24 protein-coding genes are annotated in these 25,904 nt (G+C 72.5%); 13 read left to right on the forward strand and 11 right to left on the reverse strand.

Translation table 11 applies throughout. The features are described from left to right. Positions 1-61 precede the first annotated feature (61 nt). From hutH to hutI, 5 genes are read left to right on the forward strand one after another with little or no spacing between them, the layout of a single operon-like run. Complete coding sequence (hutH, locus tag ACT26F_RS02525) at positions 62-1,609, forward strand: histidine ammonia-lyase (RefSeq protein WP_471668903.1); 1,548 nt, start codon at positions 62-64, stop codon at positions 1,607-1,609. Further along, positions 1,606-3,270, forward strand: coding sequence for a urocanate hydratase (gene hutU, locus ACT26F_RS02530; RefSeq protein ID WP_471668904.1), 1,665 nt, complete (start codon positions 1,606-1,608; stop codon positions 3,268-3,270). The genes hutH and hutU overlap by 4 nt, the downstream gene beginning before the upstream one ends. After that, positions 3,270-4,448, forward strand: a complete 1,179-nt coding sequence (locus ACT26F_RS02535) for an allantoate amidohydrolase (RefSeq protein WP_471668905.1) — start codon at positions 3,270-3,272, stop codon at positions 4,446-4,448. Before hutU ends, ACT26F_RS02535 begins: the two co-directional genes overlap by 1 nt. Next, on the forward strand, positions 4,445-5,746 hold the full coding sequence (locus ACT26F_RS02540) for a formimidoylglutamate deiminase (protein ID WP_471668906.1): 1,302 nt from the start codon (positions 4,445-4,447) through the stop codon (positions 5,744-5,746). The genes ACT26F_RS02535 and ACT26F_RS02540 overlap by 4 nt, the downstream gene beginning before the upstream one ends. After that, positions 5,743-6,951 carry an imidazolonepropionase gene (gene hutI, locus ACT26F_RS02545; RefSeq protein ID WP_471668907.1) on the forward strand — a complete coding sequence of 403 codons (1,209 nt, stop codon included), beginning with the start codon at positions 5,743-5,745 and terminating at the stop codon, positions 6,949-6,951. The genes ACT26F_RS02540 and hutI overlap by 4 nt, the downstream gene beginning before the upstream one ends. On the opposite strand, the gene ACT26F_RS02550 is transcribed toward hutI, so the two are convergent. Beyond that, positions 6,911-7,267: a hypothetical protein gene (locus ACT26F_RS02550; RefSeq protein ID WP_471668908.1), complete on the reverse strand. Its 357-nt coding sequence runs from the start codon at positions 7,265-7,267 to the stop codon at positions 6,911-6,913. The two genes, hutI and ACT26F_RS02550, sit on opposite strands and share 41 nt — an antisense overlap. 47 nt (positions 7,268-7,314) lie before the next feature. Then, on the reverse strand, positions 7,315-7,815 hold the full coding sequence (locus ACT26F_RS02555; protein ID WP_471668909.1) for a Dps family protein: 501 nt from the start codon (positions 7,813-7,815) through the stop codon (positions 7,315-7,317). 161 nt (positions 7,816-7,976) lie between these two features. On the opposite strand from ACT26F_RS02555, the gene ACT26F_RS02560 reads away from it, so the two are divergent. After that, on the forward strand, positions 7,977-9,710 hold the full coding sequence (locus ACT26F_RS02560; protein WP_471668910.1) for a glycosyltransferase family 61 protein: 1,734 nt from the start codon (positions 7,977-7,979) through the stop codon (positions 9,708-9,710). A 71-nt stretch (positions 9,711-9,781) separates the two neighbouring features. Continuing rightward, complete coding sequence (locus ACT26F_RS02565; protein WP_471668911.1) at positions 9,782-10,936, forward strand: acyl-CoA dehydrogenase family protein; 1,155 nt, start codon at positions 9,782-9,784, stop codon at positions 10,934-10,936. Between the two features lie 9 nt (positions 10,937-10,945). Here the strand turns inward: ACT26F_RS02565 and ACT26F_RS02570 are convergent, their stop codons facing one another. Next, positions 10,946-11,779 carry an MOSC domain-containing protein gene (locus ACT26F_RS02570; protein WP_471668912.1) on the reverse strand — a complete coding sequence of 278 codons (834 nt, stop codon included), beginning with the start codon at positions 11,777-11,779 and terminating at the stop codon, positions 10,946-10,948. A 43-nt stretch (positions 11,780-11,822) separates the two neighbouring features. Here ACT26F_RS02570 and ACT26F_RS02575 point away from each other — a divergent pair, with 43 nt between their 5' ends. After that, entirely contained in the window at positions 11,823-12,179 is a 357-nt protein-coding gene (locus tag ACT26F_RS02575; RefSeq protein ID WP_471668913.1) for a hypothetical protein, read from the forward strand. 92 nt (positions 12,180-12,271) lie between these two features. On the opposite strand, the gene ACT26F_RS02580 is transcribed toward ACT26F_RS02575, so the two are convergent. Beyond that, entirely contained in the window at positions 12,272-13,168 is an 897-nt protein-coding gene (locus ACT26F_RS02580; protein WP_471668914.1) for a DMT family transporter, read from the reverse strand. A 108-nt stretch (positions 13,169-13,276) separates the two neighbouring features. Here ACT26F_RS02580 and ACT26F_RS02585 point away from each other — a divergent pair, with 108 nt between their 5' ends. Continuing rightward, positions 13,277-16,156: an esterase-like activity of phytase family protein gene (locus ACT26F_RS02585; protein WP_471668915.1), complete on the forward strand. Its 2,880-nt coding sequence runs from the start codon at positions 13,277-13,279 to the stop codon at positions 16,154-16,156. 64 nt (positions 16,157-16,220) lie between these two features. Here ACT26F_RS02585 and ACT26F_RS02590 read toward each other — a convergent pair whose 3' ends face one another. After that, positions 16,221-16,790 carry a GNAT family N-acetyltransferase gene (locus ACT26F_RS02590; RefSeq protein ID WP_471668916.1) on the reverse strand — a complete coding sequence of 190 codons (570 nt, stop codon included), beginning with the start codon at positions 16,788-16,790 and terminating at the stop codon, positions 16,221-16,223. A gap of 47 nt (positions 16,791-16,837) precedes the next feature. On the opposite strand from ACT26F_RS02590, the gene ACT26F_RS02595 reads away from it, so the two are divergent. Next, entirely contained in the window at positions 16,838-17,416 is a 579-nt protein-coding gene (locus tag ACT26F_RS02595; protein ID WP_471668917.1) for a dihydrofolate reductase family protein, read from the forward strand. Here ACT26F_RS02595 and ACT26F_RS02600 read toward each other — a convergent pair. Genes ACT26F_RS02600 through ACT26F_RS02615 form a run of 4 tightly spaced genes read right to left on the reverse strand, consistent with a single transcriptional unit; the run spans position 17,383 to position 21,454 of the window. Beyond that, complete coding sequence (locus ACT26F_RS02600) at positions 17,383-18,504, reverse strand: uroporphyrinogen-III synthase (RefSeq protein ID WP_471668918.1); 1,122 nt, start codon at positions 18,502-18,504, stop codon at positions 17,383-17,385. The genes ACT26F_RS02595 and ACT26F_RS02600 overlap by 34 nt on opposite strands. Positions 18,505-18,509: 5 nt before the next feature. Then, positions 18,510-19,862 carry a TrpB-like pyridoxal phosphate-dependent enzyme gene (locus ACT26F_RS02605; RefSeq protein ID WP_471668919.1) on the reverse strand — a complete coding sequence of 451 codons (1,353 nt, stop codon included), beginning with the start codon at positions 19,860-19,862 and terminating at the stop codon, positions 18,510-18,512. A gap of 60 nt (positions 19,863-19,922) precedes the next feature. Continuing rightward, positions 19,923-20,669: an alpha/beta hydrolase gene (locus tag ACT26F_RS02610; RefSeq protein WP_471668920.1), complete on the reverse strand. Its 747-nt coding sequence runs from the start codon at positions 20,667-20,669 to the stop codon at positions 19,923-19,925. 8 nt (positions 20,670-20,677) lie between these two features. Next, the gene (locus ACT26F_RS02615; protein ID WP_471668921.1) at positions 20,678-21,454 is read right to left on the reverse strand and encodes an SDR family NAD(P)-dependent oxidoreductase; all 777 of its coding nucleotides are present in this window, start codon (positions 21,452-21,454) and stop codon (positions 20,678-20,680) included. Positions 21,455-21,531: 77 nt separating this feature from the next. On the opposite strand from ACT26F_RS02615, the gene ACT26F_RS02620 reads away from it, so the two are divergent. Genes ACT26F_RS02620 through stf0 form a run of 3 tightly spaced genes read left to right on the forward strand, consistent with a single transcriptional unit; the run spans position 21,532 to position 23,457 of the window. Continuing rightward, the gene (locus ACT26F_RS02620) at positions 21,532-21,696 is read left to right on the forward strand and encodes a DUF5302 domain-containing protein (RefSeq protein WP_471668922.1); all 165 of its coding nucleotides are present in this window, start codon (positions 21,532-21,534) and stop codon (positions 21,694-21,696) included. Positions 21,697-21,717: 21 nt separating this feature from the next. After that, a complete protein-coding gene (locus ACT26F_RS02625) occupies positions 21,718-22,593 on the forward strand; it encodes a formylglycine-generating enzyme family protein (protein WP_471668923.1) in 876 nt (291 codons plus the stop codon). 54 nt (positions 22,594-22,647) lie between these two features. Further along, on the forward strand, positions 22,648-23,457 hold the full coding sequence (stf0, locus tag ACT26F_RS02630) for a trehalose 2-sulfotransferase (RefSeq protein WP_471668924.1): 810 nt from the start codon (positions 22,648-22,650) through the stop codon (positions 23,455-23,457). 4 nt (positions 23,458-23,461) lie between these two features. On the opposite strand, the gene ACT26F_RS02635 is transcribed toward stf0, so the two are convergent. After that, on the reverse strand, positions 23,462-24,835 hold the full coding sequence (locus tag ACT26F_RS02635; RefSeq protein WP_471668925.1) for a sulfatase family protein: 1,374 nt from the start codon (positions 24,833-24,835) through the stop codon (positions 23,462-23,464). Positions 24,836-24,902: 67 nt separating this feature from the next. Next, positions 24,903-25,862 carry an NAD(P)H-dependent flavin oxidoreductase gene (locus ACT26F_RS02640; protein WP_471668926.1) on the reverse strand — a complete coding sequence of 320 codons (960 nt, stop codon included), beginning with the start codon at positions 25,860-25,862 and terminating at the stop codon, positions 24,903-24,905. Positions 25,863-25,904: the final 42 nt, after the last annotated feature.

A 25,904-nucleotide genomic window follows, 5' to 3' on the forward strand; every position in this document is an offset into this window, starting at 1 on the left:
CCGAGACAACGGTGCGACGGAGGCTCTGGCCGGGCGGGCCCGGCGGGATTGCAATGGAGGCATGGTCGAACCAGTGCACGTCGGGACCGGTCCCGTCTCCCCCCGCGAGGTCGTCGCCGTCGCCCGCCACGGCGCCCCGGTCGTCCTCACCGACGAGGCGCTGGCGGCGATCGCGGCGGCCCGCGCCGTGGTCGACGGCCTCGCGTCGTCGCCTACCCCCGCCTACGGCGTCTCGACGGGGTTCGGCGCCCTCGCGACGAAGCACATCGCGCCCGAGCTGCGCGCGCAGCTGCAGCGGTCCCTCGTCCGCTCGCACGCCGCCGGATCGGGTCCGGAGGTCGAGCGTGAGGTCGTGCGGGCGCTCATGCTGCTGCGGCTCTCGACGCTCGCCACGGGTCACACCGGGGTCCGCCCCGCGACGGCTCGGCTGCTCGCCGACCTGCTGACCCACGGGATCACCCCCGTCGTGCACGAGTACGGGTCGCTGGGCTGCTCCGGCGACCTCGCGCCGCTCGCGCACTGCGCGCTGGCGCTCATCGGTGAGGGCCCCGTGCGCGATGCCGAGGGCACGAGGATGCCCGCCGCCGAGGCGCTCGCGGCCGTCGGGCTCGAGCCGGTCGAGCTCGCGGAGAAGGAGGGTCTCGCGCTCATCAACGGCACCGACGGGATGCTCGGGATGCTCGTGCTCGCGATCGACGACCTCACCGAGCTGCTGAAGGTGGCCGACGTGACGGCGGCGATGTCGGTGGAGGGGCAGCTCGGCACCGATCGGGTGTTCGCCGCCGACCTGCAGGCGCTGCGACCGCACCCCGGTCAGGCCGCCTCCGCCGCGAACCTGACGGCCGTGCTGAAGGACTCGCCGATCGTCGCGTCGCACCGCGGGCCGGACTGTCACCGCGTGCAGGACGCCTACTCGCTGAGGTGCTCGCCGCAGGTGCACGGGGCCGCTCGCGACACCGTCGCCCATGCCACGCTCGTCGCCGAGCGCGAACTGGCGTCGGCCATCGACAATCCGGTCGTGCTGGCCGGCGAGAACCGGGTCGAGAGCAACGGCAACTTCCACGGGGCGCCGGTGGCGTACGTGCTGGACTTCCTCGCGATCGCGGTGGCCGACGTCGCCTCGATCGCCGAGCGCCGCACGGACCGGTTCCTCGACGTCGCGCGCAACCACGGCCTGCCGCCGTTCCTCGCCGACGACCCGGGAGTCGACTCCGGGCTGATGATCGCGCAGTACACGCAGGCGGCGATCGTCTCGGAGCTCAAGCGGCTCGCCGCCCCGGCGTCCGTCGACTCGATCCCGTCCTCGGCGATGCAGGAGGACCACGTCTCGATGGGCTGGTCGGCCGCGCGCAAGCTGCGCCGGTCGATCGACGGCCTGCGCCGGGTCCTGGCGATCGAGCTGATGACGGCCGCGCGCGGGATCGAGCTGCGCTCCCCGCTCGAGCCGGGAGCCGCCTCGACGGCCGTCATCGACCTGTTGCACGAGCACGGCGTCGCCGGGCCCGGCAGCGACCGCTTCCTCGCGCCCGAGATCGAAGCGACCCACCAACTCGTCCTCGACGGCGCCGTCGCCCGGGCCGTCACCGCCGCGATCGGAGACCTGTCATGACCACCACCAACCCTCGCCTGCCGATCCACGCCGCCACCGGCACGGAGCTGACGGCGAAGTCGTGGCAGACCGAGGCGCCGCTGCGGATGCTCATGAACAACCTCGACCCCGAGAACGCCGAGCGCCCCGAGGACCTCGTCGTCTACGGCGGCACGGGCAAGGCCGCCCGGAACTGGGAGGCCTACGACGCCCTCGTGCGCACCCTGCGTGACCTCGAGGACGACGAGACGATGCTGGTCCAGAGCGGCAAGCCGGTCGGCGTCATGCGGACCCACGCGTGGGCGCCGCGGGTGCTGATCGCCAACTCCAACCTCGTCGGCGACTGGGCCAACTGGGAGGAGTTCCGCCGGCTCGAGGACCTCGGCCTCACGATGTACGGGCAGATGACGGCGGGATCGTGGATCTACATCGGTACCCAGGGAATCCTGCAGGGCACGTTCGAGACGTTCGCCGCGGTCGCCGACAAGAGGTTCGAGGGGACGCTCGCCGGCACGATCACGTTGACCGCGGGACTCGGTGGCATGGGTGGCGCCCAACCGCTCGCGGTCACGATGAACGACGGCGTCGTGATCTGCGTGGAGGTCGACCAGTCGCGCATCACGCGACGGCTCGAGCACCGCTACCTCGACGTGCAGGCCGACTCGCTGGAGCACGCCGTGGAGCTTGCGGTGCAGGCCCGCGACGCCCGCCGCGCCCTCTCGATCGGCCTGCTCGGCAACGCCGCCGAGGTGTTCCCGCGGCTGCTGGAGCTGGGGGCGCCGATCGACGTCGTCACCGACCAGACCTCCGCCCACGATCCGCTGTCGTACCTGCCCATCGGCGTGCCCGTGCCGGAGTGGCGCGAGCGGGCCGAGCGCGACCCCGAGGGCTTCACCAAGGAGGCGCGGGCGTCGATGGCCGCCCACGTGCGCGCGATGGTCGAGTTCCAGGACGCCGGCGCCGAGGTGTTCGACTACGGCAACTCGATCCGCGACGAGGCCCGCAAGGGCGGCTACGACCGCGCCTTCGAGTTCCCGGGCTTCGTGCCGGCCTACATCCGCCCGCTGTTCTGCGAGGGACGTGGCCCGTTCCGCTGGGCCGCGCTGTCCGGCGACCCGGCCGACATCGCCGCGACCGACCGCGCGATCCTCGAGCTGTTCCCCGACAACGAGCGGCTGCGGAAGTGGATCACGATGGCGCAGGAGCGCGTGCACTTCCAGGGTCTGCCGGCCCGCATCTGTTGGCTGGGGTACGGCGAGCGTCATCTGGCCGGGCTGAGGTTCAACGAGATGGTCGCCAGCGGCGAGCTGAAGGCGCCGATCGTCATCGGCCGCGACCACCTCGACTGCGGGTCGGTCGCCTCGCCGTACCGCGAGACCGAGGCGATGGCGGACGGCTCCGACGCGATCGCGGACTGGGCCCTGCTCAACGCGCTGGTCAACACCGCCTCCGGCGCGTCGTGGGTGTCGATCCACCACGGCGGTGGCGTCGGGATGGGCCGCTCGATCCACGCCGGGCAGGTGTGCGTCGCGGACGGCACCGACCTGGCCGCGGAGAAGATCGAGCGGGTCCTGACGAACGACCCGGGGATGGGCATCATCAGGCACGTCGACGCCGGCTACGACCGGGCCGCCGAGGTCGCCACCGAGCGTGGCGTGCGGATTCCGATGGGCGAGGGCTGATGGTCGACGACTTCGAGCGGATGTGGGGCGACCTGGTCCCGGTCGGTCGCAGCGCCGCGACCGGCGGGTACTTCCGCCAGCCGTGGCACACCGCAGAGCTCGAGCTGCGCGACTGGTTCCGCGCGCAGGCGACGGCCCGCGGGCTGGGGGTCGAGGAGGATGCGTTCGGCAACCTCGTCGCGTGGTGGACGCCGGAGGGTGTCGACCGCGACGACGCGGTGCTCACCGGATCGCACCTGGACTCCGTGCTCGACGGCGGCGCGTTCGACGGACCCCTCGGTGTCGTGTCGGCCCTGGCGGCGATCGACGTGCTGCGCGACCGCGGTGTCGTCCCACGCCGCCGGCTCGGGGTCGGCGTCTTCGTCGAGGAGGAGGGATCCCGCTTCGGGCTGGCCTGCCTCGGCTCGCGTCTCGCCGTCGGTTCGTCCACGTGGGAGCAGGCCCGTGCGCTCGTCGACCGCGACGGCACGCGGCTCGGCGACGTCGTCGCCGGGGGAGAGTCACGCCTGCTCGACGGCGTCGGGACGTACGTCGAGCTGCACGTCGAGCAGGGCCGCGGCCTCGTCGACCTCGACGCTCCGGTCGGTGTCGCGAGCGGCATCTGGCCGCACGGCCGCTGGCGGTTCGACGTGGCCGGCCGCGCCGACCACGCCGGGACGACACGCATGCAGGACCGGCAGGACCCGATGCTCACGTACGCCGCGACGGCGCTCGCCGCGAGTGAGGCGGCGGCCGAGGCGGGTGCCCGGGCGACCTTCGGCCGCGTCGACGTCCGGCCGAACGGGACGAACGCGGTGCCGTCGCACGTCGCGGCGTGGCTGGACGCCCGCGCGGCGACCGAGGCCGACCTGGCGACGCTCGTGCAGGAGGTGCGCCGTCGAGCCGATGACCGGGCCGCACGCGACGGCACGTCGGTCGAGATGACCGCGGAGTCCGTCAGCGGCGAGGTCGTCTTCGACGTCCCGCTGAGCACCGCGATCGGCGGTGGTCTGCCGGTGCTGCCGACGCAGGCCGGTCACGACGCCGGGACCCTCCAGTCGGCCGGGATCGCGTCGGCGATGCTGTTCGTCCGCAATCCGTCCGGGGTCTCCCACTCGCCGGCGGAGACGGCCGGGACGCGGGACTGCCTCGCCGGCGTCGACGCGCTCGCCGATGCGCTGGGTGGGCTGGTCTCATGAGGCTGCTGCTGGAGCGCGCGTGGGTCGGGGGCGACGTGCGCGAGCGGGTTGCCGTCGAGGTCGCCGGCGGGCGGTTCGTCGGGGTCGAGCCGGATGCCACGGGCGGCGAGCCGGTACCCGGGCTGAGCCTGCCGGGGTTCGCGAACACGCACAGCCACGCGTTCCACCGGGCACTGCGCGGTCGCACCCAGCAGGGCCGGGGCACCTTCTGGACGTGGCGTGAGCAGATGTACGCCGTGGCGGCCCGCCTCGATCCCGACCGCTACTTCGCGTTGGCCCGGGCGGCGTTCGCCGAGCTGGCCGCGGCCGGATACACGAGCGTGGGGGAGTTCCACTACATCCACCACCGCCCGGACGGCACGCCCTACGCCGACCCGAACGCGATGGGCGCCGCGGTGGTCGCCGCCGCACGCGAGGTGGGCCTGCGGATCGCCCTGCTCGACACGTGCTACCTCGCCGGCGGCTTCGGCTCGCCGCTCTCGGCCGACCAGCTCCGCTTCGGCGACCGCGACGTGGACGCCTGGGTCGATCGGGTCTCGCGGCTCTCGGACGCCGAGGGGGTCGTGATCGGCGCGGCGATCCACTCGGTCCGGGCGGTCCCGCGCGCGGCGCTCGCGACCGTCGCGGCGTGGGCCGGTGAGCGGGCGGCGCCGCTGCACGTGCACGTGTCGGAGCAGGTCGCCGAGAACGAGGCCTGCGTGGCCGCGCACGGACTCACGCCGACCGAGCTGCTCGCGGCCGAGGGCGTGCTCGGGCCGCGGGCGACCGTCGTCCACGCCACGCACCTGACCGATCGCGACATCGACCTGCTCGGGGCAAGCCGGACCACGGTGAGCCTGTGCCCGACGACCGAGCGCGACCTCGGCGACGGGATCGGGCCCTCGCGCCGCCTGGCCGACGCGGGTGCACCGCTCGGCATCGGCAGCGACTCCCAGGCCGTGGTCGACCCGTTCGAGGAGCTGCGCGCGGTCGAGCTGGACGAGCGGCTCGCGACCCGGCGGCGCGGACACTTCACGGCGGACGAGCTGATGGCCGTGGGCACCGCCCATGACGGTCTCGGCTTCGACGCCGGGGCCATCGAGGTCGGTCGCCGGGCCGACCTCGTGACGATCGACACGGGCAGTCCGCGCACCGCGGGCACGGGTGGAAACCTGCACACCGCCCTGTTCGCCGCCACGTCCGCGGACGTCCGACGCGTCATGATCGACGGCAGGGTCGTCTTCGCCGGCGACCACGCGGCGATCGGCGCCGACCTCGCCGCCGCGATCGCGAGGATCCACCCGGAGGTGACGGCGTGACCAGCACCCTGATCCACGGCATCGGCGAGCTCGTGACGAACGACCCCGAGGCCTCCGACCTGCTCGGCCTGCGGCACGACGCCGCACTCGTCGTCGAGGACGGAGTCGTCGCGTGGGTCGGCGCCGACGCCGACGCTCCTGCCGCCGACGAGTCCTTCGACGCCGCGGGGCGGGCCGTGCTGCCCGGCTTCGTCGACAGCCACAGCCACCTCGTCTTCGCCGGGGACCGCGCCCGGGAGTTCGGTGCCCGGATGGCCGGCGAGCCCTACTCCGCCGGCGGCATCCTCGCGACGGTCGCCGCGACCCGGGCGGCGACGGACGAGGAGCTGACCGCGAACGTCGGCCGGCACGTCGAGCAGATGCGCCGGCAGGGGACGACCACCGTCGAGATCAAGTCGGGCTACGGCCTCACGGTCGACGACGAGGCCCGCGCCCTGCGGATCGCGCGGGGATTCACCCCCGAGACGACGTACCTCGGCGCGCACGTCGTCCCGCCGGAGTTCGCCGACGATCCCGATGGGTACGTCGCGCTCGTGACGGGCGCGATGCTCGAGGCGGCGACGCCGCACGCCCGCTGGATCGACGCGTTCTGCGAGCGGGGCGCGTTCGACGCGGACCAGGCTCGTGCGGTGCTGCAGGCCGGCGCCTCCGCGGGGCTGCGAGGCCGACTGCACGCCAACCAGCTCGGCCCCGGCCCGGGTGCGCGGCTGGCGGCGAGCCTGGGCCTCGTCGCGGTCGACCACTGCACGTTCCTGGCCGACGAGGACGTGCACGCGTTGCGCGAGGCCGGCACGATCGCGACGCTGCTGCCCGGTGTCGAGTTCTCGACCCGCCAGCCCTATCCCGACGCGCGCCGGCTGATCGATGCCGGTGTCCGCGTGGCGCTCGCGAGCGACTGCAACCCCGGCTCGAGCTACACGTCCTCACTGCCGTTCTGCATCGCGGTGGCCGTGCGCGACATGGGCATGACGCCGGCCGAGGCCGTGCACGCCGCGACGGCCGGAGGTGCCGCCGCGCTCGACCGACCGGACCTAGGTGCGCTCGTGCCGGGACGGCGGGCCGATCTGGTGCTGCTCGACGCGCCCACTCACGTGCACCTGGCCTACCGGCCGGGCGTGCCGCTCGTGGCGCGCACGTGGGTCGGGGGCGAGTCCGACGGGACCGTCAGTGGCGCTCGGGATACCCGTCGAGGTCGTGCCGACTGACGTCGACCGCGGTGCGGGCGTGGGGTCCGATCCAGACGGAGATCCGGCGCTGCGGATCCGGCTCGTCGAAGGCCCACTCGGCGACCCAGGCGGCGACGGCGTCGGACAGCGAGCCGAACTGCGGGTCGATGCGATGGATCGTGACGCGGGGCGGCACGACGAGGAACAGCGGCTCGTGGGCCGGCGCCTCGACGAACACCTGGCCGTAGGCATCGGCCGACAGCAGGGCCAGCTCGGCCCGCATGGCGTCGAGATCGTCGGCATGGCCGGCGATCAGGATGTGCTCGAGGGGCGCTCGGCGACGGTGGGACCTCACGAGGTCAGCATAGCCTTACCTACATGAGCGTCCCACCATCGGGTGGGTCAGGACGCGACGTGCGCCTGCAGGAGCCAGCGGTCCTTCGTCAGACCCCGCTCGATCTCGATCGCGACGTCCTGGCTGCTCAGGTCGATGTCGTCCAGCCCGGTGACGGCCGCGCGCACGGTCACGAGCGCCGCGTCGATCTGCGCGACGACGGCCGCAGCCGTCTGCTGCCACGTCTGGAAGCCGTCGGCGAGCGTGGGCAGCGTGGACTTCGCGGCGACCGTCTCGAGGCGAGCGTCGAGCGGGAGGCCCAGCGCGACGACACGCTCGGCGGCCGTGTCGGCGAACTCCTGCGCGTGCGCGACGACGTCGTCGAGCAGCTCGTGGACCCCGATGAAGCTGCCACCGCGCACGTGCCAGTGCGCCTGCTTCCCATTGACGACGAGGGCCTCGAGATCACGGACGACGGGGGTGAGGAACTGCGCGGCCCCGCTGGCGACCTCGGGGGAGGCCGAGAGGTCGGCGGGGGTCGCGGTGGTGGGCTTCGAGGTGGTGGACATGCATCGCTCCTGAGGTCGTCGGCGTGTCGTACGGACTCCACCTTTGCCCTGTCCCGCGGTGTTTTCAACGAAGAGCAGGCTCACCTCATGGCCCGCGTGCGCCGGTTTCCGGCACCGCCGCGGGTATCTTCGTGCCCGACGCGACGAAACGGAGGTGCCGCATGGCTGTGTCCTCGCCCGTGCGAGATCTCTACCTGCGGCTCGCCCGCGAGCACGTGCGGACGGCCGATGACGCCCTCGTGATCGTGATCGACTCCGGCTCCTTCGACCTGGCCGTCGACCTGTCCGAGGCATGCCCCGAGTCCGCGGTCCTCGTCCTGCTCCGCGACGTCCAGCAGGTCCCCGAGGACCTGCGCGCCCGCCTCGGCAGCCACTGCCGCATCACGGCGGACCGCACCTTCGCGGAACGGACGCTGCGCGTGGCCGCGCTACCCCACGCGCCGACGCTCGTCGTCGAGCACGACGGGCGTACCGGCTCGCCCACGGCCTCGGGCTTCAAGTTCCTGTTCTGGACGCTGGCTCCCGGCGGACGCTACGCCGTGTGGGACAACGGCGGGGCCGCACGCTTCCACCACGAGGGTCGGACCGAGCTGAGCGTGCGCGAGGTCATCGAGTGGATCGGCCGGGAGGGACCCCGTCCCGACGACCCGAGCCAGTCGGCCAAGGTCATGCGTGAGTTGCGGGCGGCCCGCGCCTCCGCGCACTTTGAGGCGGGCGTGACGATCGTCGAGAAGGCGAACTCGCACGTGTTCAAGCTGCGCGAGTGGGAGACCGAAGAGGTGTTCTCCGCGCGGTGGGGCGATGCGTGGGGTGAGACCGTCGTGCGCCGGCCCGCCTACGAGTTCGAGCCCGAAGGCACGCTGACCGTCCTGGGCACGGGGCCGCTCGATCCGCAGCGACGGCAGATCGAGGTCCCCGAGCTGGTGCTGCGCTGCTACCGCGACGTCGACCTGTCGTGGCGGTTGCTGCTGCTGAAGGAGAACCTCGTCCTGCCCGACGCGTTCCGGCACCGCCAACAGCGTCGGCTCAACCAGGCCCGGCTCGTCAGCGCCACGGCGCGGATGGCCCGGCCTCTCCGACCGGCCGGCCGGCGCGTTCTCGAGGGCGACTTCTACCTCCTCGACTCGGAGTACCCGGGCCACTTCGGTCACCTCACCACCGAGCTGCTCGGCATGATGTGGGGCTGGCTCGAGGCCCGCTCCCGCATCGAGGGCCTGCGACCGATCGTGACGTGCAACCCGGGCATGACGGTGCTGCCGGACTACGTCCTGCGGGTCTTCGAGGCGTTCGAGATCGACCCCGACGAGATCGAGTACGTCGGGAACGACGAGGAGGTCCGGATCGAGCGGCTCCACGCCGCGTCGCCCCAGCTGGAGTCGCCGCGCTGGATCGACCGCGCGATCACCGAGAGCTGGCGCCGGCTCGGCACCGAGGTGCTCGCGCGGGCCACGTCGGCGGAGGACCAGGGCCTGGGTGTCGACAAGGTCTTCGTCTCACGCCGCCCGGGTGGCAAGCGCGACTGCCTGAACACGCCGCAGGTGGAGTCGTTCTTCCGTCGGCTGGGGTTCTCGATCTACTTCCCCGAGGACCACTCGTACGCCCACCAGGCCAGGACGTTCATGCGGGCGACGCGCATCGCGGGCTTCGGCGGCAGCGGGATGTTCGGGACGATCTTCGCCCCGTCGGCCCGGGTCCTGGTGCTGGCCAGCGAGAACTACACGGCCAACAACGAGTACCTGATCGCGGCGGCGAACGGCAGCGACATCGCCTACGTCTGGGGGCACGCCGAGATTCCCGCGCGACCCGACGGACGGTGGGACTCCGCGGCCTTCAGGTCCGACTTCACGGTGCCGTTGCGTCGTCGCCGCCGGGCGATCAAGCGCTTCCTGCGCTGACTTCGCGACGTTGCGAGGCGCTCGTCGCGCCCTACTGTGGCAGGGCACGGCACCCGACTGGAGGACGACTCATGGTGGATCTGGCCCTGACCGACGAGCAGCGCGCGTTCGCGAAGGTCGCGCGCGACTTCCTGACGGCCGAGGTGGTGCCGTACCGGGCGGAGTGGGACCGGCGTGAGTCGGTCGACACCGACGTGATCGCGAAGATGGGCGAGGTCGGCTTCTTCGGCCTGACGATCCCCGAGGAGTACGGCGGACTCGGCGGCGACCACATCACGTACTGCCTCGCCATGGAGGAGCTCGGCCGCGCCGACTCGTCCGTGCGCGGCATCGTGTCGGTCTCGACGGGCCTGTTCGGCAAGGTCGTGCTGGCGAGCGGCAGCGAGGAGCAGAAGCAGCGCTGGCTGCCCGGGATCGCGAACGGGACGCTGCTCGGCTGCTTCGGCCTGACCGAGCCCGGCACCGGTTCGGACGCGGGCAACCTGTCGACCCGCGCGGTCCGCCAGGGCTCGGACTGGGTCATCAACGGCTCGAAGATCTTCATCACGAACGGCACGTGGGCCGACGCGTGCGTCCTGTTCGCGCGGACCGGCGGTCCGGGGCCGAAGGGCGTCTCGGCGTTCCTCGTGCCCACCGACACCCCGGGCTTCGAGCGCACCGAGATCCACGGCAAACTCGGGCTGCGCGGTCAGGCCACGGCCGAGCTGAGCTTCTCGGACCTGCGGGTGCCGGCCGATGCCCTGCTCGGGGAGCCGGGCGAGGGGTTCAAGATCGCGATGCACTCGCTCGACAAGGGCCGCGTCTCGGTCGCTGCCGGCTGCGTCGGCATCAGCCAGGGGTGCCTCGAGGCGGTCGTCTCGTACAGCACCGAGCGCGAGCAGTTCGGCCGTCCGCTCGCGTCGTTCCAGCTGATCCAGGACATGATCGCCGAGATCTCGACGGACGTGGACGCGGCGCGGCTGCTGACGTGGCGCGCCGCCGACCTGATCGATCGTGGACTGCCGTTCGGCACGGAGGCGTCGAAGGCCAAGTTCTTCGCGTCCGAGAAGGCCGTCAAGGCCGCGAACCTGGCGATCCAGGCCTTCGGCGGCTACGGCTACGTCGACGAGTACCCCGTCCAGAAGTACATGCGCGATGCCCGCGTCATGACCCTCTACGAGGGCACGTCGCAGATCCAGAAGCTGCTCATCGGCCGCGCCGAGACCGGGGTCAACGCGTTCGTGTGACCGTTCCGGTCAGGCACCCACCGGGCCGCCGCCCGGGGGAGCGGCCTCGAGGACCTCGACCTCGTCGCCGGGTCGGATCACCGCGCCGGGGGAGTCGGGGATGAGGTTGACGCCGAACCAGACGCCGGAGCCGAAGCGGCGAAGGCGGGCCAGCGTGCGGGTCGGCTCCTTCCCGCCGGCGACCTCGCCGGTCGCATGGTCCGGCTCGAGGGTGACCATGACGCACCGGGCACAGCCCTTGACGGCACGGAACTCGGCCTCGCCGATGCGGATCCGTCGCCAGTCGTCCTCGGCCCACGCCTCGCCACCGGCGACGACGACGTTCGGCCGGAAGCGATGCATCGGCAGCGGCTCGGGCAGCGCCGCGTTGAGCGCCGCGAGCGACGCCTCCGTGGTGACCAGCAGCGGGTAGCCGTCGGCGAAGCTGACTCGGTCGTCGGGCTCGGAGTATGCCGGGCTCGTCGGTCGCCGGGTCGGGTCGTCGAGGTGCACGAGCCGCGCCGGGCAGCCGAGGTGGGCGGTGAGCCAGTCGCCGGCGTCCTCGGCGACGGCTGCCGTGAGGTCCGACTTCCACAGATGGACCGGCGACTGCTTCGCCGGATCGGGGAACGGCACGTCGATCGGCGCCGTGCCCGGCGCGGACAGCCGTACGCCCGTGTCCGTCGGCCGCGGATCGATCGTCAGCAGCCGATGGGCCTCGCGCGCCGTGATGACGTCCCCGTCGGGATCCACGACCATCCACCGCCGGTCGCCCGCGAGACCCCACGGCTCGACGACGGCCTCGTCGAGGGTCTCACCGCGGCACGACTTCACGGGGTAGCGGTGGATCGAGGACAACTGCATGGACACATCCTGCCGCCTCGCCCGGCTTCCCTAGGGTGGACCCATGCTTCCCGAGGGCTGGACGCCGCACCGCCGCGCCGACGGTGAGGTCGTCGGATGGGTCGTGCCGGTCGGCGACGACTTCGCCGCCGTGGACCTGCTGGGCCGCCGAGTCACCGAGGAGCCGCTGGACTGGACCGAGGCCGAGCAGGCGCTCGAGGACCGTGGCATCGGCTACCTCGCCGATCCGTGGTGGCTGCGTCTGCCCGACGGGAACGAACGCCCCGTCCGCATCGGCGAGGCCACCCCCGACCACGTCACCGTCGTCGCGGACGAGTTCGGCACGGCCTCGGTCGTCGGTGCCGAGCCCGAGACCTTCGTGCTGCCGTTCCCCGCTCCGGACTCGCTGCGCCCTCGCTAGCGGATGTGTAGCGGTGTGCACCCGTGATCGGCCTCGGAGGCCGCCTTCTGGTGGAAACTGCTACACATCTCGCCCGCCGGAGGCGGGTCGGCTCAGCGCCCGAGCCGCACGAGGCCGCGGCTGATCGCCACGCCGAGCAGGCACAGTCCGCCGCCGAGCACGCGCAGCGGTGTCGGCACCTCACCGAGGAACAGCCACGACAGGACGATCACGATGGCGGGGACGACGAGCGTCGTCGCGGCCATCGTGCTCGCGCTCGTGCGAGCCAGCGCGTAGGCCCACGTCGTGAACGCGATCGCCGTCGGCCCGATGCCGAGGTAGGCGATCAGGGCGATGTCGTGTGGTGCGGCGTCGGCCAGCTCGGAGACGGCCGTCGGGGCGAACGGGAGGGTGACGACCAGGCCCGCGACGGCGCCCAGCCACGTCGTGGTCACGGCGTCGACGGTGTGCAGCGCGACCTTCTGCAGCAGCACGCCGGCGGCGTAGAGCACGGCGGTCAGCAGGCCCAGCGCGATGCCGAGCAGGCTGGCGTGGGCGCCGCCACCGCCGGCGGTGATCACGACGACGCCGAGGAAGCCGACCGCCATCCCGGTCACGACCGGGCGGGGGAACCCCTCGCCGAGGAACAGTCCGGCGTAGGCGGCGACGAGCAGCGGGGCGACGTTGACGAGCAGCGCGGCGGTCCCGGCGTCGAGATGCTGCTCGGCCCAGTTCAAGACGACGGTGTAGCCGCCGAACCACGCCGCGCCGTACAGCACCACGAACACCAGGGCGCGGCGCGAGGGCCGCCGGGTGGCGCCCCGGCTGCGCGCCACGAGCCACAACGGGGTCAGCACGGCGAGGCCGAAGGCCAGCCGCAGGAAGGCCATCGCGCCGGGGGAGAAGACCGAGCCCTGGTCGCGGATGACGACGAAGGCCGAGGCCCACAGCAGGACGGTGATGCCGGCCGCGATCGCGGGCCGCGAGGTGGCTTGGGCCGTCTGGGTCACCGGATCAGTGTTGCGGGGATCGTCACCGGGCGTTCACCCGGGGGCGGCCGGCGGTTCGGCGGGAGCCGAGACCCTCGGGTCGATCCTCGTCCCCCATCCAGGAGAGTCATGTCCCGCTCGCTGCACCTGCTCACCGGCGCCGCCGTCCTCGCGACGGTCCTGCCGGTCGCGTTCACCGCGACCGCCAGCGCCGACGACGCCCCGAAGTCGTTCCACCGCGTCGCCACCTACCCCGTCTACAAGAACGTCCCCGCCGGCACGGCCCCCTCCGCCGCGACGGTCGCCGAGATCTCGGCGGTCTCCGAGGACGGCGACACCCTCGTCTACTCGGACGCCCTGGGAAAGCGGATCGGCTTCCTCGACATCAGCGACCCTGACGACGTCAGCGGCGCGGGCAGCCTCTCGCTCGCCCAGCTCGGCGACGTCGACGACCAGCCCACCTCGGTCACGGTCGTCGGCAAGTACGTGCTCGTCGTCGTCGACACCTCGACGAGCTTCACCGACCCCAGCGGCCGGCTCGACGTCGTCCGCCTCAGCGACGGCAAGCGCGTCCGCAGCATCGACCTCGGCGGCCAGCCGGACTCGATCGCGCTGACGAAGGACAAGTCCATCGCGGCGATCGCGATCGAGAACCAGCGCGACGAGGAGACCGCTCCGGCCGGGGGCAGCAAGGGCGATCTGCCCCAGCTGCCCGCCGGGTTCGTGCAGCTGATCGACCTCGACGGCACCAACCCGGCCGACTGGGGCCTGCGGACCGTCGACCTCGTCGCCGAGGACGGCAGCGCCCTGCCGGTCCTGGTCGACGCGGGCATCGTCGAGCCGACCGATCCCGAGCCGGAGTACGTCAGCATCAACGGCGAGGGCACGCTCGCCCTGACCCTGCAGGAGAACAACGGCGTCGTCCTGATCGACACCGCCACGGGTGGGATCGAGAAGGCCTTCAGCGCCGGCACGGTCGACCTCACCGGCATCGACGCGAAGAAGGACGGCGTGATCTCGCTGACCGACTCGCTCACAGGGGTGCGCCGCGAGCCGGACTCCGTCGCCTGGATCGACGACGATCACCTCGCCACCGCCAACGAGGGTGACTGGAAGGGCGGCAGCCGCGGCTGGACGGTCTTCGACACGGCCGGCACGGTCGTGTGGGACGCCGGCAACTCCTTCGAGCGGCTCGCGGTGCGGTACGGCCTCTACAACGACGACCGGGCCGCCAAGAAGGGCAGCGAGCCCGAGGGCCTCGCGGTCGCGGAGTTCGACGGGAAGCCGTACGCGTTCGTCGGCTCCGAGCGCAGCAACTTCGTCGCCGTCTACGACGTGAGCGATCCGGCGGCACCGGAGTTCGTGCAGATCCTCAGCACGACGCCCGGCCCCGAGGGGATCCTGCCGATCCCGTCGCGCGGACTGCTCGCCGTCTCCAGCGAGACCGACGACGCCGCCAACGCGGTGCGCGCGACGGTCGGCCTGTACGCGTGGAAGCCCGGCCAGGACTCCTTCCCGGGCGTCGTCTCCGGCGATGCCGCCGGAGCACCGATCGGCTGGGAGGCGCTCGGCGCGCTCTCCGGCGACCCCCAGGACGCGAACACGCTCTGGACCGCCGCCGACACCGTGATCAAGAACGGCACCCTGTTCAAGCTCGACGTCGCGCAGACGCCTGCGCGGATCACGCAGTCGATCCCCGTCACCGAGGGCGGCGCCGCCGTGCCGCTCGACGTCGAGGGAGTCTTCAAGCGGCCCGCGGGCGGCTTCTGGCTCGCCTCGGAGGGCGCGACGGGCCCGGCGAACACCCTGGTCCGCACGGACGACGCCGGTGTCGTGCAGCAGCGCGTGAACCTGCCGGCCGACGTCTCGTCGAAGATCAAGAACTGGGGCCTCGAGGGCGTCACCGCGACCACCGACGCCGGTGGTGAGCACGTGTGGTTCGTCGTGCAGCGGCCACTGTGGTCCGACCTCGGGACGCTCGACGCCTACGAGGGTGACGACGTCGTCCGTATCGGCCGCTACGACGTCTCCGACGCCTCGTTCCACTGGTACGGCTACCGCCTGCAGTCCCCGCAGCGGGGCAGCGCGGACTGGGTCGGCCTGTCCGAGATCACCGCGATCGACCACGACACGTTCGCCGTGATCGAGCGCGACAAGCTCAACGGCCCGGATGCGCGCAACAAGCGCATCTACACGGTGTCGGTGCCGTCGGCGAACGGCGAGGTCACCGATCCGGCGACGGACGCGCTGCCGATCCTGGACAAGCGGCTCGCGATCGACGTGCTGCCGCAGCTGAGGGCGACGCACGGCTGGACGCAGGAGAAGCTCGAAGGCTTCACGATCGCCGCGGACGGCCGGCTCTACGGGGTCACCGACAACGACGGTCTCAAGAACGCGACCGGCGAGACGGTCTTCCTGCGGCTCGGCAGGGCGACCGACGCCTTCGGTCAGGAGCTCGCGACCACCACCGCGTTGAGCCTGTCCGCCACGAAGGTCCCGTACGCGACCAAGGTCACCGCGACCGTGAGCCTGGACGGCGCGGCCACGAGCGGCAAGGTCGACCTGCTCGACGGCGCGAAGGTCGTCGCCAGCGGCACCGTCGCGAACGGCTCGGCGTCGGTCCCGGTCTCCGGGCTGGGCGTCGGCACGCACCGGCTCACGGCGCGCTTCGCCGGCGGACCGTTGGCCGGAGCTTCCACGAGCACGGCCGTGAACCTCACGGTCGTCAAGGCGGCCAGCCGGGCCGCGGTCAAGGTCGCGAAGTCGGTGGCGAAGGGCAAGCCGGTCACCGTCACCGCGACGGTCTCGGCCGCCGGTCACGTCCCGACCGGCAAGGTCACGTTCGTCAGCGGTTCGAAGGTGCTCGGCACGGCCTCGCTGGTCAACGGCAGGGCGAGCACCAAGGTCCGTTTCGCCACGCGCGGCACCAAGTCCGTGCGCGCCGTCTACGCCGGATCGGGCCAGACGAATGGCTCGGTCTCCAGCACAGTCGCGGTCCGCGTGCGGTAGGCCGGGTGACCGATTCCCCGGTCGAGTGGAGAACCCACTCGACCGGGGAGTCCGCGCGTCGCGATCAGCCCAGGTCGAGGCGCATCAGGACGCGCGGGAAGCCGTTCAGGACGGAGGTCGTCTCGGCCGCCTGGCTGAAGCCGCCGGCCTCGAACAGCGCCTTCGTGCCGACGTAGGCCATCGTCAGGTCGACCTTCTCGCCGCGGTTGTCCACCGGGTAGCCCTCGACCGCCGGCGCCCCCTGCGCCCGGGCGAACTCGACGGCACCGGCCAGCAGGTGGTGCGAGATGCCCTCGCCCCGGTGGCCGGGCCGGACCCGGAGGCACCAGATGCTCCAGACGTCCAGGTCGTCGACGTGCGGGATCCTGCGGCTCGTCGCGAACGAGGTGTCGGCGCGGGGGTGGACGGCGGCCCAGCCGACCACCTCGTCGTCGTCGTACGCGAGCACGCCGGGCGGGCCCTCGGCCATCAGCGTCTTCACGTGGAGGCCGCGTGCCTGCTTCTGCAGCGACCGGTTGAGCGCGTTGGCGACGCGATAGCTCAGGCACCAGCAGACGTTCGCGTCCGGACGCTTCGGACCCACCATCGTGGCGACGTCGGCGAACTCGGTCGCGGGTCGCACCTCGATTCCCATGCCCCCATGGTGTCGCGGATGTCCGACGATCGCGCCACCATGGAGGCGTGGGCAGGATCATCTTCGACACCGCGACGAGCCTCGACGGCTGGATCGCCGACACCCAGAACTCCTTGACGTGGCTGTTCGCCGTCGAGGGTGGCGACCAGCCCCCGGAGGGCCTGGTCCCCGCGAACGCGTCCGTCATGGTCGAGGGATCGACGACGTACGAGTGGGTGCTGGCCGAGACCGACCTGCTCGCCTACCCGCACAAGTGGCAGGAGTTCCACGGCGACCGAACGACGTTCGTCTTCACGACGCGCGACCTGCCGGTGCCCACGGGCGCCGACGTGCGGTTCGTCCAGGGCGAGGTCGCCGACCATCTCGAGGCGATTCGCGAGGCCGCGGGTGACGGCGACATCTGGGTCGTGGGCGGGGGCGACCTCGCGGGTCAGTTCCTCGATGTGGGCGCCCTCGACGAGGTCGCGGTGTCCGTCGCCCCGGTCGCCCTCGGCAGCGGCGCCCCGCTGTTGCCGCGCCGGGTCGAGTCCGACCGGCTCCGCCTCGAGTCGGTCCGCGCCGTCGGGCAGTTCGCCCGGATCGTCTGGTCGGTTCAGTCCGGATCGCCCGGCAGCGCGAGCCGGTAGCCGCGCTTCACGACGGTCCGGATCGGGTGGTCGGCGCCCCAGGCCTCACGCACGCGGGCGATCGCGACGTCGGCGGCGTGCCGGTCGCGCGAGTCGCCGGGCAGGACGTCGAGCACCTCGTCGCGCGAGACGACCGCACCCGGCTCGACCGCGAGTCGGCGCAGCAGCGCGAGGCCGCTGGGGGAGACCGGCAGGACGCGATGGTCGACCGTCGCGGTGGTGGCGAGCACCCGCAGACGACCGGCCGTGGTCAGCAGACCGCCGTCCTCGGCGCCGAGGTGCACCACGACGAGACGCACGAGCGCGCCCAGGCGTCCGCGGTCGGGCACGATCGGTGCGAGCCCGGCGTGACGCAGGGGCTCGGCCGTGACGGGACCGACGGCGGCCGTCGTCAACCGGCCGTCGCCGACGAGCAGTCGGATGCGGTCCAGGACGCCCTCACGCTCGGCGTGGGCGATCCAGGCCGCCGCGCCCGGCGACGACGTGAAGAGCGCGGCGTCGAAGCGTCCGGAGGCGGCCTCACGCAGTGAGCGCGTGACGGCGGCCTCGTCCGGCGGGGGACCCCACCGGTACACGATGAGCGGCGTGACCTCCGCGGCGCCTGCGGCGCGCAGCACGTCCGCGAGGCCGTCGTCGCCCGATCCGTGGTGCTGGACGGCGATCCGGGCGCCGCGCACGCCCTCGGCGACGAGGAACTCGCCGATCTCGTGGGACGTCTCGGACTCGGCGACCCAGTCCGGCCGCAGTCCGACGGCCTGCAGCGCCCCTCGGGCCTTGGGCCCGCGCGCGACGAGCCGGGTGCCGTCCAGCAGCGCCCACAGGTCCTCGCCGACCCCGGCGGCCTCGGCCGCCTCCCACCAGCCCCGGAACCCGATGCCCGTCGTGATGACGACGACGTCGGCCGGGTGCTCGATGAGCGTGCGCGTGGCGGCGACGAGGGCGTCCTCGTCGAGGTGCGCCTCGACGCCCAGCGCCGACGCGATCTCGACGTCGGCTCCCCGACGATTCAGCGCGAGCGCCAGGTCGGACGCCCGCCGTTGCGCCGTGACGAGGATGCGGGTGCCGGAGAGCACGGGGCCGTCGGGCACGCCGATCAGATCGCGGGGACGTTGGCGAGGGCGGCGGCGAGGTCGTCGTCGGAGAGCGGGTCGTCCTCGAGCCGGCCGTTCAGGTAGGAGTCGTACGCGCCCAGCTCGAGCAGGCCGTGACCGGACAGGCCGACGACGATGACCGGCTCGGCGCCCGTCGCGGTGGCCTCGAGGGCGGCCCGGCGCGCCTGCGCGAGCGCATGCGAGGACTCCGGCGCCGGCACGATGCCCTCGGTGCGCGCGAAGCCCAGCGCCGTGTCGAAGCACTCGCTCTGGTGCAGCGCGACCGCGTCGATGAGACCCTCGTGGACCGTGTGCGAGACCAGCGGAGCCATCGCGTGGTAGCGCAGCCCGCCGGCGTGGATCGGCGACGGCACGAAGTCGTGGCCCAGCGTGTACATCTTCATGAGCGGGGTCATACCCCCGGTGTCACCGAAGTCGTAGCGGTACTCGCCGCGCGTCAACGTGGGGCACGAGGCCGGCTCGACCGCGAGGATCCGCGGGCTCTGGTGGCCGGCCAGCTTCTCTCGCAGGAACGGGAACGCGAGGCCGGCGAAGTTCGAGCCGCCGCCCGCGCAGCCGATCACGAGGTCGGCTCCGGACTCCCCGGCCAGGGCGAGCTGCTTGAGCGCCTCCTCGCCGATGACGCTCTGGTGCAGCAGCACGTGGTTGAGCACCGAGCCGAGGGCGTACTTGATCGCCGGGTCCTGTGCCGCGACCTCGACGGCCTCGGTGATCGCGATGCCGAGCGAGCCGGGATGGTCCTGCGGCAGCGACGAGCCGAACTGCGTCAACGTGCTGGGGGAGCGGTGCACCGTGCCGCCGAACACCTCGATGAGGGTGCGTCGCTGCGGCTTGGTGTCGAACGAGGCGCCGACCTGCCACACCTCGCACTGGAGGCCGAACAGCGAGCACGCGTACGCCAGTGCCGTGCCCCACTGGCCGGCACCGGTCTCGGTGGTGAGCTTCGTGACGCCGTTGATCGCGTTGTAGTACACCTGCGGGACGGACGTGTTCGTCTTGTGCGAGCCGGCCGGCGAGACGCCCTCGTACTTGTAGTAGATCCGGGCCGTCGTGCCGAGCGACTGCTCCCAGCGGCGGGCGCGCACGAGCGGGGAGGGTCGGTACTGGCGGTAGACCTCGCGGACCGGCTCGGGGATCTCGACGTAGCGCTCCGCCGAGACCTCCTGCGCGATCAGCTCGGGCGGGAACAGCGCCGCGAGGTCGTCCGGCCCGACCGGCTGGTGCGTCGCCGGGTGCAGGGGCGGAGGCGGTGGCGTCGGCAGATCGGCGACGATGTTGTACCAGTGCGTCGGCAGCTCCGACTCGTCCAGCAGGAACCTGACCTGTTCGCCCATCGTGTGGCCTTCCGTGTCGCCCGGGTATTACGTCGCGCCGAGCCTAGTGCTCGCTCGGGGCTACGCGCCCGCGTTCAGATGACGGGCGAAGAAGCGGCCGGCGTCCTCGGCGGCGAAGGACGGAACGCCCGTGTGCCCGCCCAGGTTGGCGTTGAGCGTCTTCTCCGAGGAGCCGAAGGCGTCGAACAGGTCGAGCGCGGCCTGTCGGTCGTTGCCCGCGTCGTCCCACTGCAGCAGGACGTGCACCGGGATGACGACCCGGCGTGCCTCCTGCAGGATCGTGCGGGGCACGAAGCTCCCGGCGAAGAGGCCGGCTGCCACGATGCGCGGCTCGACCACGGCCAGCCGGACGCCGATCGCGATCACGCCGCCGGAGTAGCCGACCGGTCCACCGATCTCGGGCAGGGCGAGCAGGGCATCGAGGGTGGCCCGGCACTCCGGCACCGCCGCGTCGACGAGTGGCAGGACCAGTCGATCCACGACGTCGTCGCTCGGTCGGCTGCCGGACGCGATGGCCTGCCGCAGTGCGACGCGGGCCTCGTCGACAGCGGGCAGGGCGGGGCGCCCGCCGCTGCCGGGCAGCTCGATCGCGGCCGAGGCGAAGCCCTGTGCCGCCGCGGACCGGGCCCGGGCCGCGAGGCGCGGCTGCATGGGACCCAGACCTCCGGGGTGACCCATCAGGATCAACGGAGCCGGAGTGGACGCGGTGGCCGACGCGGGAGTCCAGACGAGTCCCGGGATGTCGCCGAGGGTGAACTCCCGCTCGATGACGCCGTCGGCGAGCTGCCGCTGGGACGTGAGGTGCATGACTCGACCTACTTCGGGGGCATCCGGATGGCGCCGTCGACCCGCACGGTCTCGCCGTTCATGTACGAGTTGGTCACGCACTCGACGACCATGCTGGCCAGCTCGTCGGGTTGGCCGAGTCGCTTGGGGAAGTTCACGGACTCGCCGAGCTTGGCCTTGAACTGCTCGGCGGCCTCGCCCTCGCCGTAGATCGGGGTGTCGATCAGGCCGGGTGCGACGGTGTTGACGCGCACGCCGATCGCCGCCAGGTCGCGCGCGACCGGCAGGGTCAGGCCCACGATGCCGCCCTTGGACGAGGAGTACGCGGCCTGGCCGATCTGGCCGTCGAACGCCGCGACGGAGGCGAGGTTGCAGATCGCGCCGCGCTCGCCGGACTCGAGCGGCTCGGTGCGGCTCATGGCGGTGGCGGCCAGCCGGATCGCATCGAACGTGCCGACGAGGTTGATCGCGATGACCCGCTTGTAGGCGTCGAGGTCGTGCGCGGAGTCGAAGCCGCCGTCGCGGCCCACCGTGCGCTGGGCCCAGCCGATGCCTGCCGAGTTCACCAGGACGCGCAACGGACCGAGCTCCTCGGCGGCGCCGACCGCGGTGAGGATCTGGTCGGTGTCCGTGACGTCGACCCGGATGAAGACGCCGCCGACCTCGGTGGCGAGGGCGCGACCGGCGTCCTCGTTGAGGTCGGCGATGACCACCCGGGCGCCGCGCGCGGCGAGCTGGCGGACGACTGCGGCGCCGATGCCGGACGCCCCTCCGGTGACGATGGCGGATGCTCCTGCGATGTCCATGACGGCACCCTACCGAGCGCGCTGAGGCATCCGGTCCGCTCGACGGCTACGGTGGACCTGAGCCTGAGGAGGCCGTCGTGACCGATGCCGAAGACCTGAAAGCCAAGTTCCGCGAGGCGCTGGACAAGAAGAAGGAACGCCACCACGCCACCGCGGAGGCCGCCGAGCACGATGGCAGCGAGAAGTCGCACGGTGCCTCGAAGCCCATCGAGCAGCCCGAGTTCCGTCGCAAGGCCACCTGACGCGCGTGGCACTCCCGTCCCGTGACTGAGGCACTCGTGGCCCTGCCCGGGGGCGAGTTCACGATGGGCTCGGACCGGCACTACCCCGAGGAGCGGCCTGCCCACCGGCGCCGGGTCGACCCCTTCGAGATCCAGGTCCATCCGGTCACGAACGCGCAGTTCGCGGCGTTCGTCGCCGCGACGGGCTACGTCACGGTCGCCGAGCGGGCGCCCGATCCCGCGGACTTCCCCGGCGCCGATCCCGCCGACCTCGTGCCGGGTGCGCTCGTCTTCACCCCGAGCACCGGCCCGGTCGACCTGACCGACTGGACGCAGTGGTGGCGCTGGCAGCCCGGGGCCCAGTGGCGACACCCGCTGGGTCCGGACTCCAGGATCGACGGACTGGCCGACCACCCCGTCGTGCAGGTCAGCCACGTCGACGCGACCGCGTACGCGCGGTGGGCCGGGCTGCGACTGCCGACCGAGGCCGAGTGGGAGTTCGCCGCCCGGGGCGGCCTGGACTCCCGCGAGTTCGCGTGGGGCGACGCGTTGCACCCCGACGGCGAGGTCGTCGCGAACACGTGGCTCGGCCACTTCCCGTACCGCAGCGACGGCTGGGGCGGCACCTCTCCGGTGGGCACGTATCCCGCGAACGGCTGGGGTCTGGTCGACCTGATCGGCAACGTGTGGGAGTGGACGGCCGATCGCTACACCCCGCGTCACGACGAGGCGGGCGTCGACATCGACGGGCGCCGGGACCTGTTGAGCCCGTCGGGGCGACCGGACTCGTTCCGGGTCACGAAGGGCGGCTCGCACCTGTGTGCGCCCGAGTACTGCCGCCGCTACCGGCCGGCCGCGCGGTCGCCGCAGTCGGAGGACTCGGCCACGTCCCACCTGGGTTTCCGGTGCGTGCGCTGACTCACGTTGCGAGATGGCTGACCCGGACCCGGGTTCTCCATTACCTTGCTCGACATGGCCGACACGGTGACGCCGCCCGCCTACCTCGTGTGCGGGTCCCAGCGCAGCGGGAGCACGCTCCTGGTCGAGTCACTGCGTGAGACCGGCGTCGCGGGCATGCCTGAGGAGCACTTCCACTTCCTGAGGCACTCCGGCATGTCGCCGCGTCCGCGGGAGTGGTTCGCCGGGGTCACCGACGAGCGCGTGCTCGCCCTGCTGCCCCCGCTCGACGGCGGCAGCCCCGACCTGCGGACCGCCGACGAGTGGGTCGCGCACGTGAGGGGGATCGGTCGATCCGCGAACGGGATCTGGGGCGGCAAGCTCATGTGGAACCAGGTCCCCGTGGTGCTGGACCGGATGGCCGACTGGCCGGAGCGCAGCGGCGACGACCTGCGCTCGGCGATCGTGGACCTGCTCGGCACCGACCCGCTGTACGTGCACGTGTGGCGTGAGGACGTGGTGCCCCAGGCCGTCTCGATGTGGCGCGCGGTCCAGACGGAGGTCTGGCGCGGCCCGACCCCGGCCGAGCTCGACGACCGGGCCCGGTACGACGCCGACGGGATCGCGCACCTGGCACGGCTCCTGCTGGAGCAGGAGCAGGGCTGGCGGCGCTGGTTCGCCGACGAGGGCCTCGAGCCGATCGAGATCCCGTACCAGGCGCTCGTCGCCGACCCGCACGGTGAGGTGGGGCGGGTGCTGGCCGCGCTCGGGATCGACCCCGAGCTCGCCCCCGACCCGCCCCTGCAGCGCCAGGGCGATCGGCGCTCGAAGGCGTGGATCGACCGCTACCGCGAGGACGCGGAGCGGCTCGGACTGCCGTCCTGACGCCTCAGACCGCGTGGCCGCCCCGGACCGGGTCGGCCAGCTCGCGGTCCGTGCCGCGCGGCGAGCGGGGGACCGTCTCGGGCTTGGGCGCGATCTGGGCGAGGTAGCGCTCCATGTTCCGCTCGGCGATCGCCGAGCCCTCCGCGTCGGAGGGCAGCGCGTCGGCGGTGTCCTCGCGCCACGCGCGGAGCCGGCCGGCGAGCGTCTCCCGCACGTCGGCGAACGCGGGATCGTCCGCCAGGTTGACGGTCTCGAGGGGATCGGTGACGAGGTCGTACAGCTCGACCGCGGCCCGCGGAGCGTCGTAGCGACCCGAGACCGCCTCGCCGGACAGGCTGTCCTGGATGTCGAGCGGGAGGTCGAGCTCGGGACGGTCGGTGTAGTTCTCGATGTAGCTCCAGCGCTTGGATCGCACGGCACGCATCGGGTCGTAGCTGTCGTGGTAGGTCTTCTCGGTGAAGACGACGTCGCGCGCGGGACCGGGCGCGGCTCCGGCGAGTCGTGCGGCATGCGAGACGCCGTCGACGCCGGCCGGCACCGCCACGTCGAGCAGGTCCAGCAGGGTGGGCATCAGGTCGACGCCGGAGAACAGGTCGTCGACGCGGCGCGGCTCGAGCCCACGGCGTCGCGGCGGCCGGACCATGAGCGCGATGCCCGTCCCGGCCGAGTAGAGCGTGGACTTGGCGCGCGGCAGCGCGGCCCCGTGGTCGGTGTAGAAGACGACCCACGTGCTCTCGTCGAGACCGTGCCGGGCCAGCGCGTCCAGCAGGCGGCCGACCGCCCGGTCCGCCTTCGTGATCGAGCCGTGGAAGGCGGCCAGGTCCTCGCGCACCTCGGGCGTGTCCGGCAGGTAGCCCGGGACCTCGACGAGGGCAGGATCGGCGTACTCGTACTCCGATGCGGGGAACGGCCGGTGCGTCTCGAAGAAGCCGGCGTTCAGCAGGAACGGCGTGTCCCCGATGCGCGACATGAAGCCCTCGGCCAGCGCCACGACGTGGTCGCAGTAGGAGTTCTCGACGTCGTACTCGTCGTAGCCCAGGCGCGTCATGTGCGTCGTCTCGTGCTGCATGCCGAACAGGGCTGTGTGCCAACCACCCTCGGTGAGCGCCTGCTGCAGCGTGACGACGTCCTCGTGGTACTCCCAGCCGTGGTGGGCCAGGCCGACCAGGCCGTTCTCGTGCGGGTACCGCCCGGTCAGCAGCGATCCGCGCGACGGCGAGCACAGGGGAGCGGTGGCATGCGCATCGGTGAACAGGAAGCTCTCGGCCGCGAGGGCGTCGGTGTGCGGGCTGACCACCGACGCGTGCCCGTAGCTGTGCAGGTGCCGACCGAGGTCGTGCCAGTGCACGAGCAGGACGTTCTCGCGAGGGGTGGCCATGCTGCCCACCCTAGGCACGTCGCCTCGTCGTTCCGGGCACGTCCCAGTCCGTGGCGGTCGTGGGGACTCAGCCGGCGAGGGCGGCGCCCGCGAGCAGCTGGTCGCGCGCCGCGTCGTACTCGCGCTTGAGCCGGCCCACGAGGTCGGCCGTCGGGACCGTCGCCTCGATCACGCCGAGGCCCTGGCCGGCGCCCCAGATGTCCTTCCACGCCTTCGCGTCGGAGGTGCCACCGGAGCCGAAGTCCATGGTCGACGGATCGCCCTGGGGCAGGTCCTCCGGATCGAGGCCGGCGGCGAGGATGCTGCCACGCAGGTAGTTGCCGTGCACGCCGGTGAACAGGTTCGAGTAGACGATGTCGCCCGCCGTGCTCTCGACGATCATCTGCTTGTACGCGTCGACGACGTTCGCCTCGTCGGTGGCCAGGAACGCCGAGCCGACGTAGGCGAGGTCGGCACCGGCGGCCTGCGCGGCCAGGATCGACCGGCCGTGCGCGATGGAGCCCGACAGCAGGAGAGGCCCGTCGAACCACGTGCGGATCTCCTGCAGCAGCGCGAACGGCGACAGCGTGCCCGCGTGGCCGCCCGCGCCGGCCGCGACGGCGATCAGCCCGTCGGCGCCCTTCTCGACCGCCTTGCGTGCGAAGCGGTCGTTGATGATGTCGTGCAGCACGATGCCGCCGTAGGAGTGGACGGCGTCGTTGATCTCGGGCCGGGCGCCGAGCGAGGTGATGACGATCGGCACGCGGTGCTCGACGATCGTGGCCATGTCCTGCTCGAGTCGGTTGTTCGAGCGGTGCACGATCTGGTTGACCGCGAACGGTGCCGCGTCCGTGCCGGCGAGCTCGCCCTCGATCCGGTCGAGCCAGTCGCCCAGCATGGACGCCGGCCGCGCGTTGAGCGCGGGGAAGGAGCCGACGACACCCGCCTTGCACTGGGCGATCACGAGTTCGGGTCCCGAGGCGATGAACATCGGCGACGCGACCACGGGGATCGACAGACGGTTCTCCACGATGGCGGGCAGGGACATCTTCGACCTCCACGACGAAACGGAAATGCACCTCGTTGTAGT

This window comes from Aeromicrobium sp. SP1 (genome assembly GCF_055663785.1).

Coding starts and splice junctions, on each gene's coding strand:
- hutH (WP_471668903.1), top strand. CDS start 62: ATGGTCGAACCAGTGCACGTCGGGACCGGTCCCGTCTCCCCCCGCGAG.
- hutU (WP_471668904.1), top strand. CDS start 1,606: ATGACCACCACCAACCCTCGCCTGCCGATCCACGCCGCCACCGGCACG.
- ACT26F_RS02535 (WP_471668905.1), top strand. CDS start 3,270: ATGGTCGACGACTTCGAGCGGATGTGGGGCGACCTGGTCCCGGTCGGT.
- ACT26F_RS02540 (WP_471668906.1), top strand. CDS start 4,445: ATGAGGCTGCTGCTGGAGCGCGCGTGGGTCGGGGGCGACGTGCGCGAG.
- ACT26F_RS02555 (WP_471668909.1), bottom strand. CDS start 7,815: ATGTCCACCACCTCGAAGCCCACCACCGCGACCCCCGCCGACCTCTCG.
- ACT26F_RS02560 (WP_471668910.1), top strand. CDS start 7,977: ATGGCTGTGTCCTCGCCCGTGCGAGATCTCTACCTGCGGCTCGCCCGC.
- ACT26F_RS02565 (WP_471668911.1), top strand. CDS start 9,782: ATGGTGGATCTGGCCCTGACCGACGAGCAGCGCGCGTTCGCGAAGGTC.
- ACT26F_RS02570 (WP_471668912.1), bottom strand. CDS start 11,779: ATGCAGTTGTCCTCGATCCACCGCTACCCCGTGAAGTCGTGCCGCGGT.
- ACT26F_RS02575 (WP_471668913.1), top strand. CDS start 11,823: ATGCTTCCCGAGGGCTGGACGCCGCACCGCCGCGCCGACGGTGAGGTC.
- ACT26F_RS02585 (WP_471668915.1), top strand. CDS start 13,277: ATGTCCCGCTCGCTGCACCTGCTCACCGGCGCCGCCGTCCTCGCGACG.
- ACT26F_RS02590 (WP_471668916.1), bottom strand. CDS start 16,790: ATGGGAATCGAGGTGCGACCCGCGACCGAGTTCGCCGACGTCGCCACG.
- ACT26F_RS02605 (WP_471668919.1), bottom strand. CDS start 19,862: ATGGGCGAACAGGTCAGGTTCCTGCTGGACGAGTCGGAGCTGCCGACG.
- ACT26F_RS02610 (WP_471668920.1), bottom strand. CDS start 20,669: ATGCACCTCACGTCCCAGCGGCAGCTCGCCGACGGCGTCATCGAGCGG.
- ACT26F_RS02615 (WP_471668921.1), bottom strand. CDS start 21,454: ATGGACATCGCAGGAGCATCCGCCATCGTCACCGGAGGGGCGTCCGGC.
- stf0 (WP_471668924.1), top strand. CDS start 22,648: ATGGCCGACACGGTGACGCCGCCCGCCTACCTCGTGTGCGGGTCCCAG.
- ACT26F_RS02635 (WP_471668925.1), bottom strand. CDS start 24,835: ATGGCCACCCCTCGCGAGAACGTCCTGCTCGTGCACTGGCACGACCTC.
- ACT26F_RS02640 (WP_471668926.1), bottom strand. CDS start 25,862: ATGTCCCTGCCCGCCATCGTGGAGAACCGTCTGTCGATCCCCGTGGTC.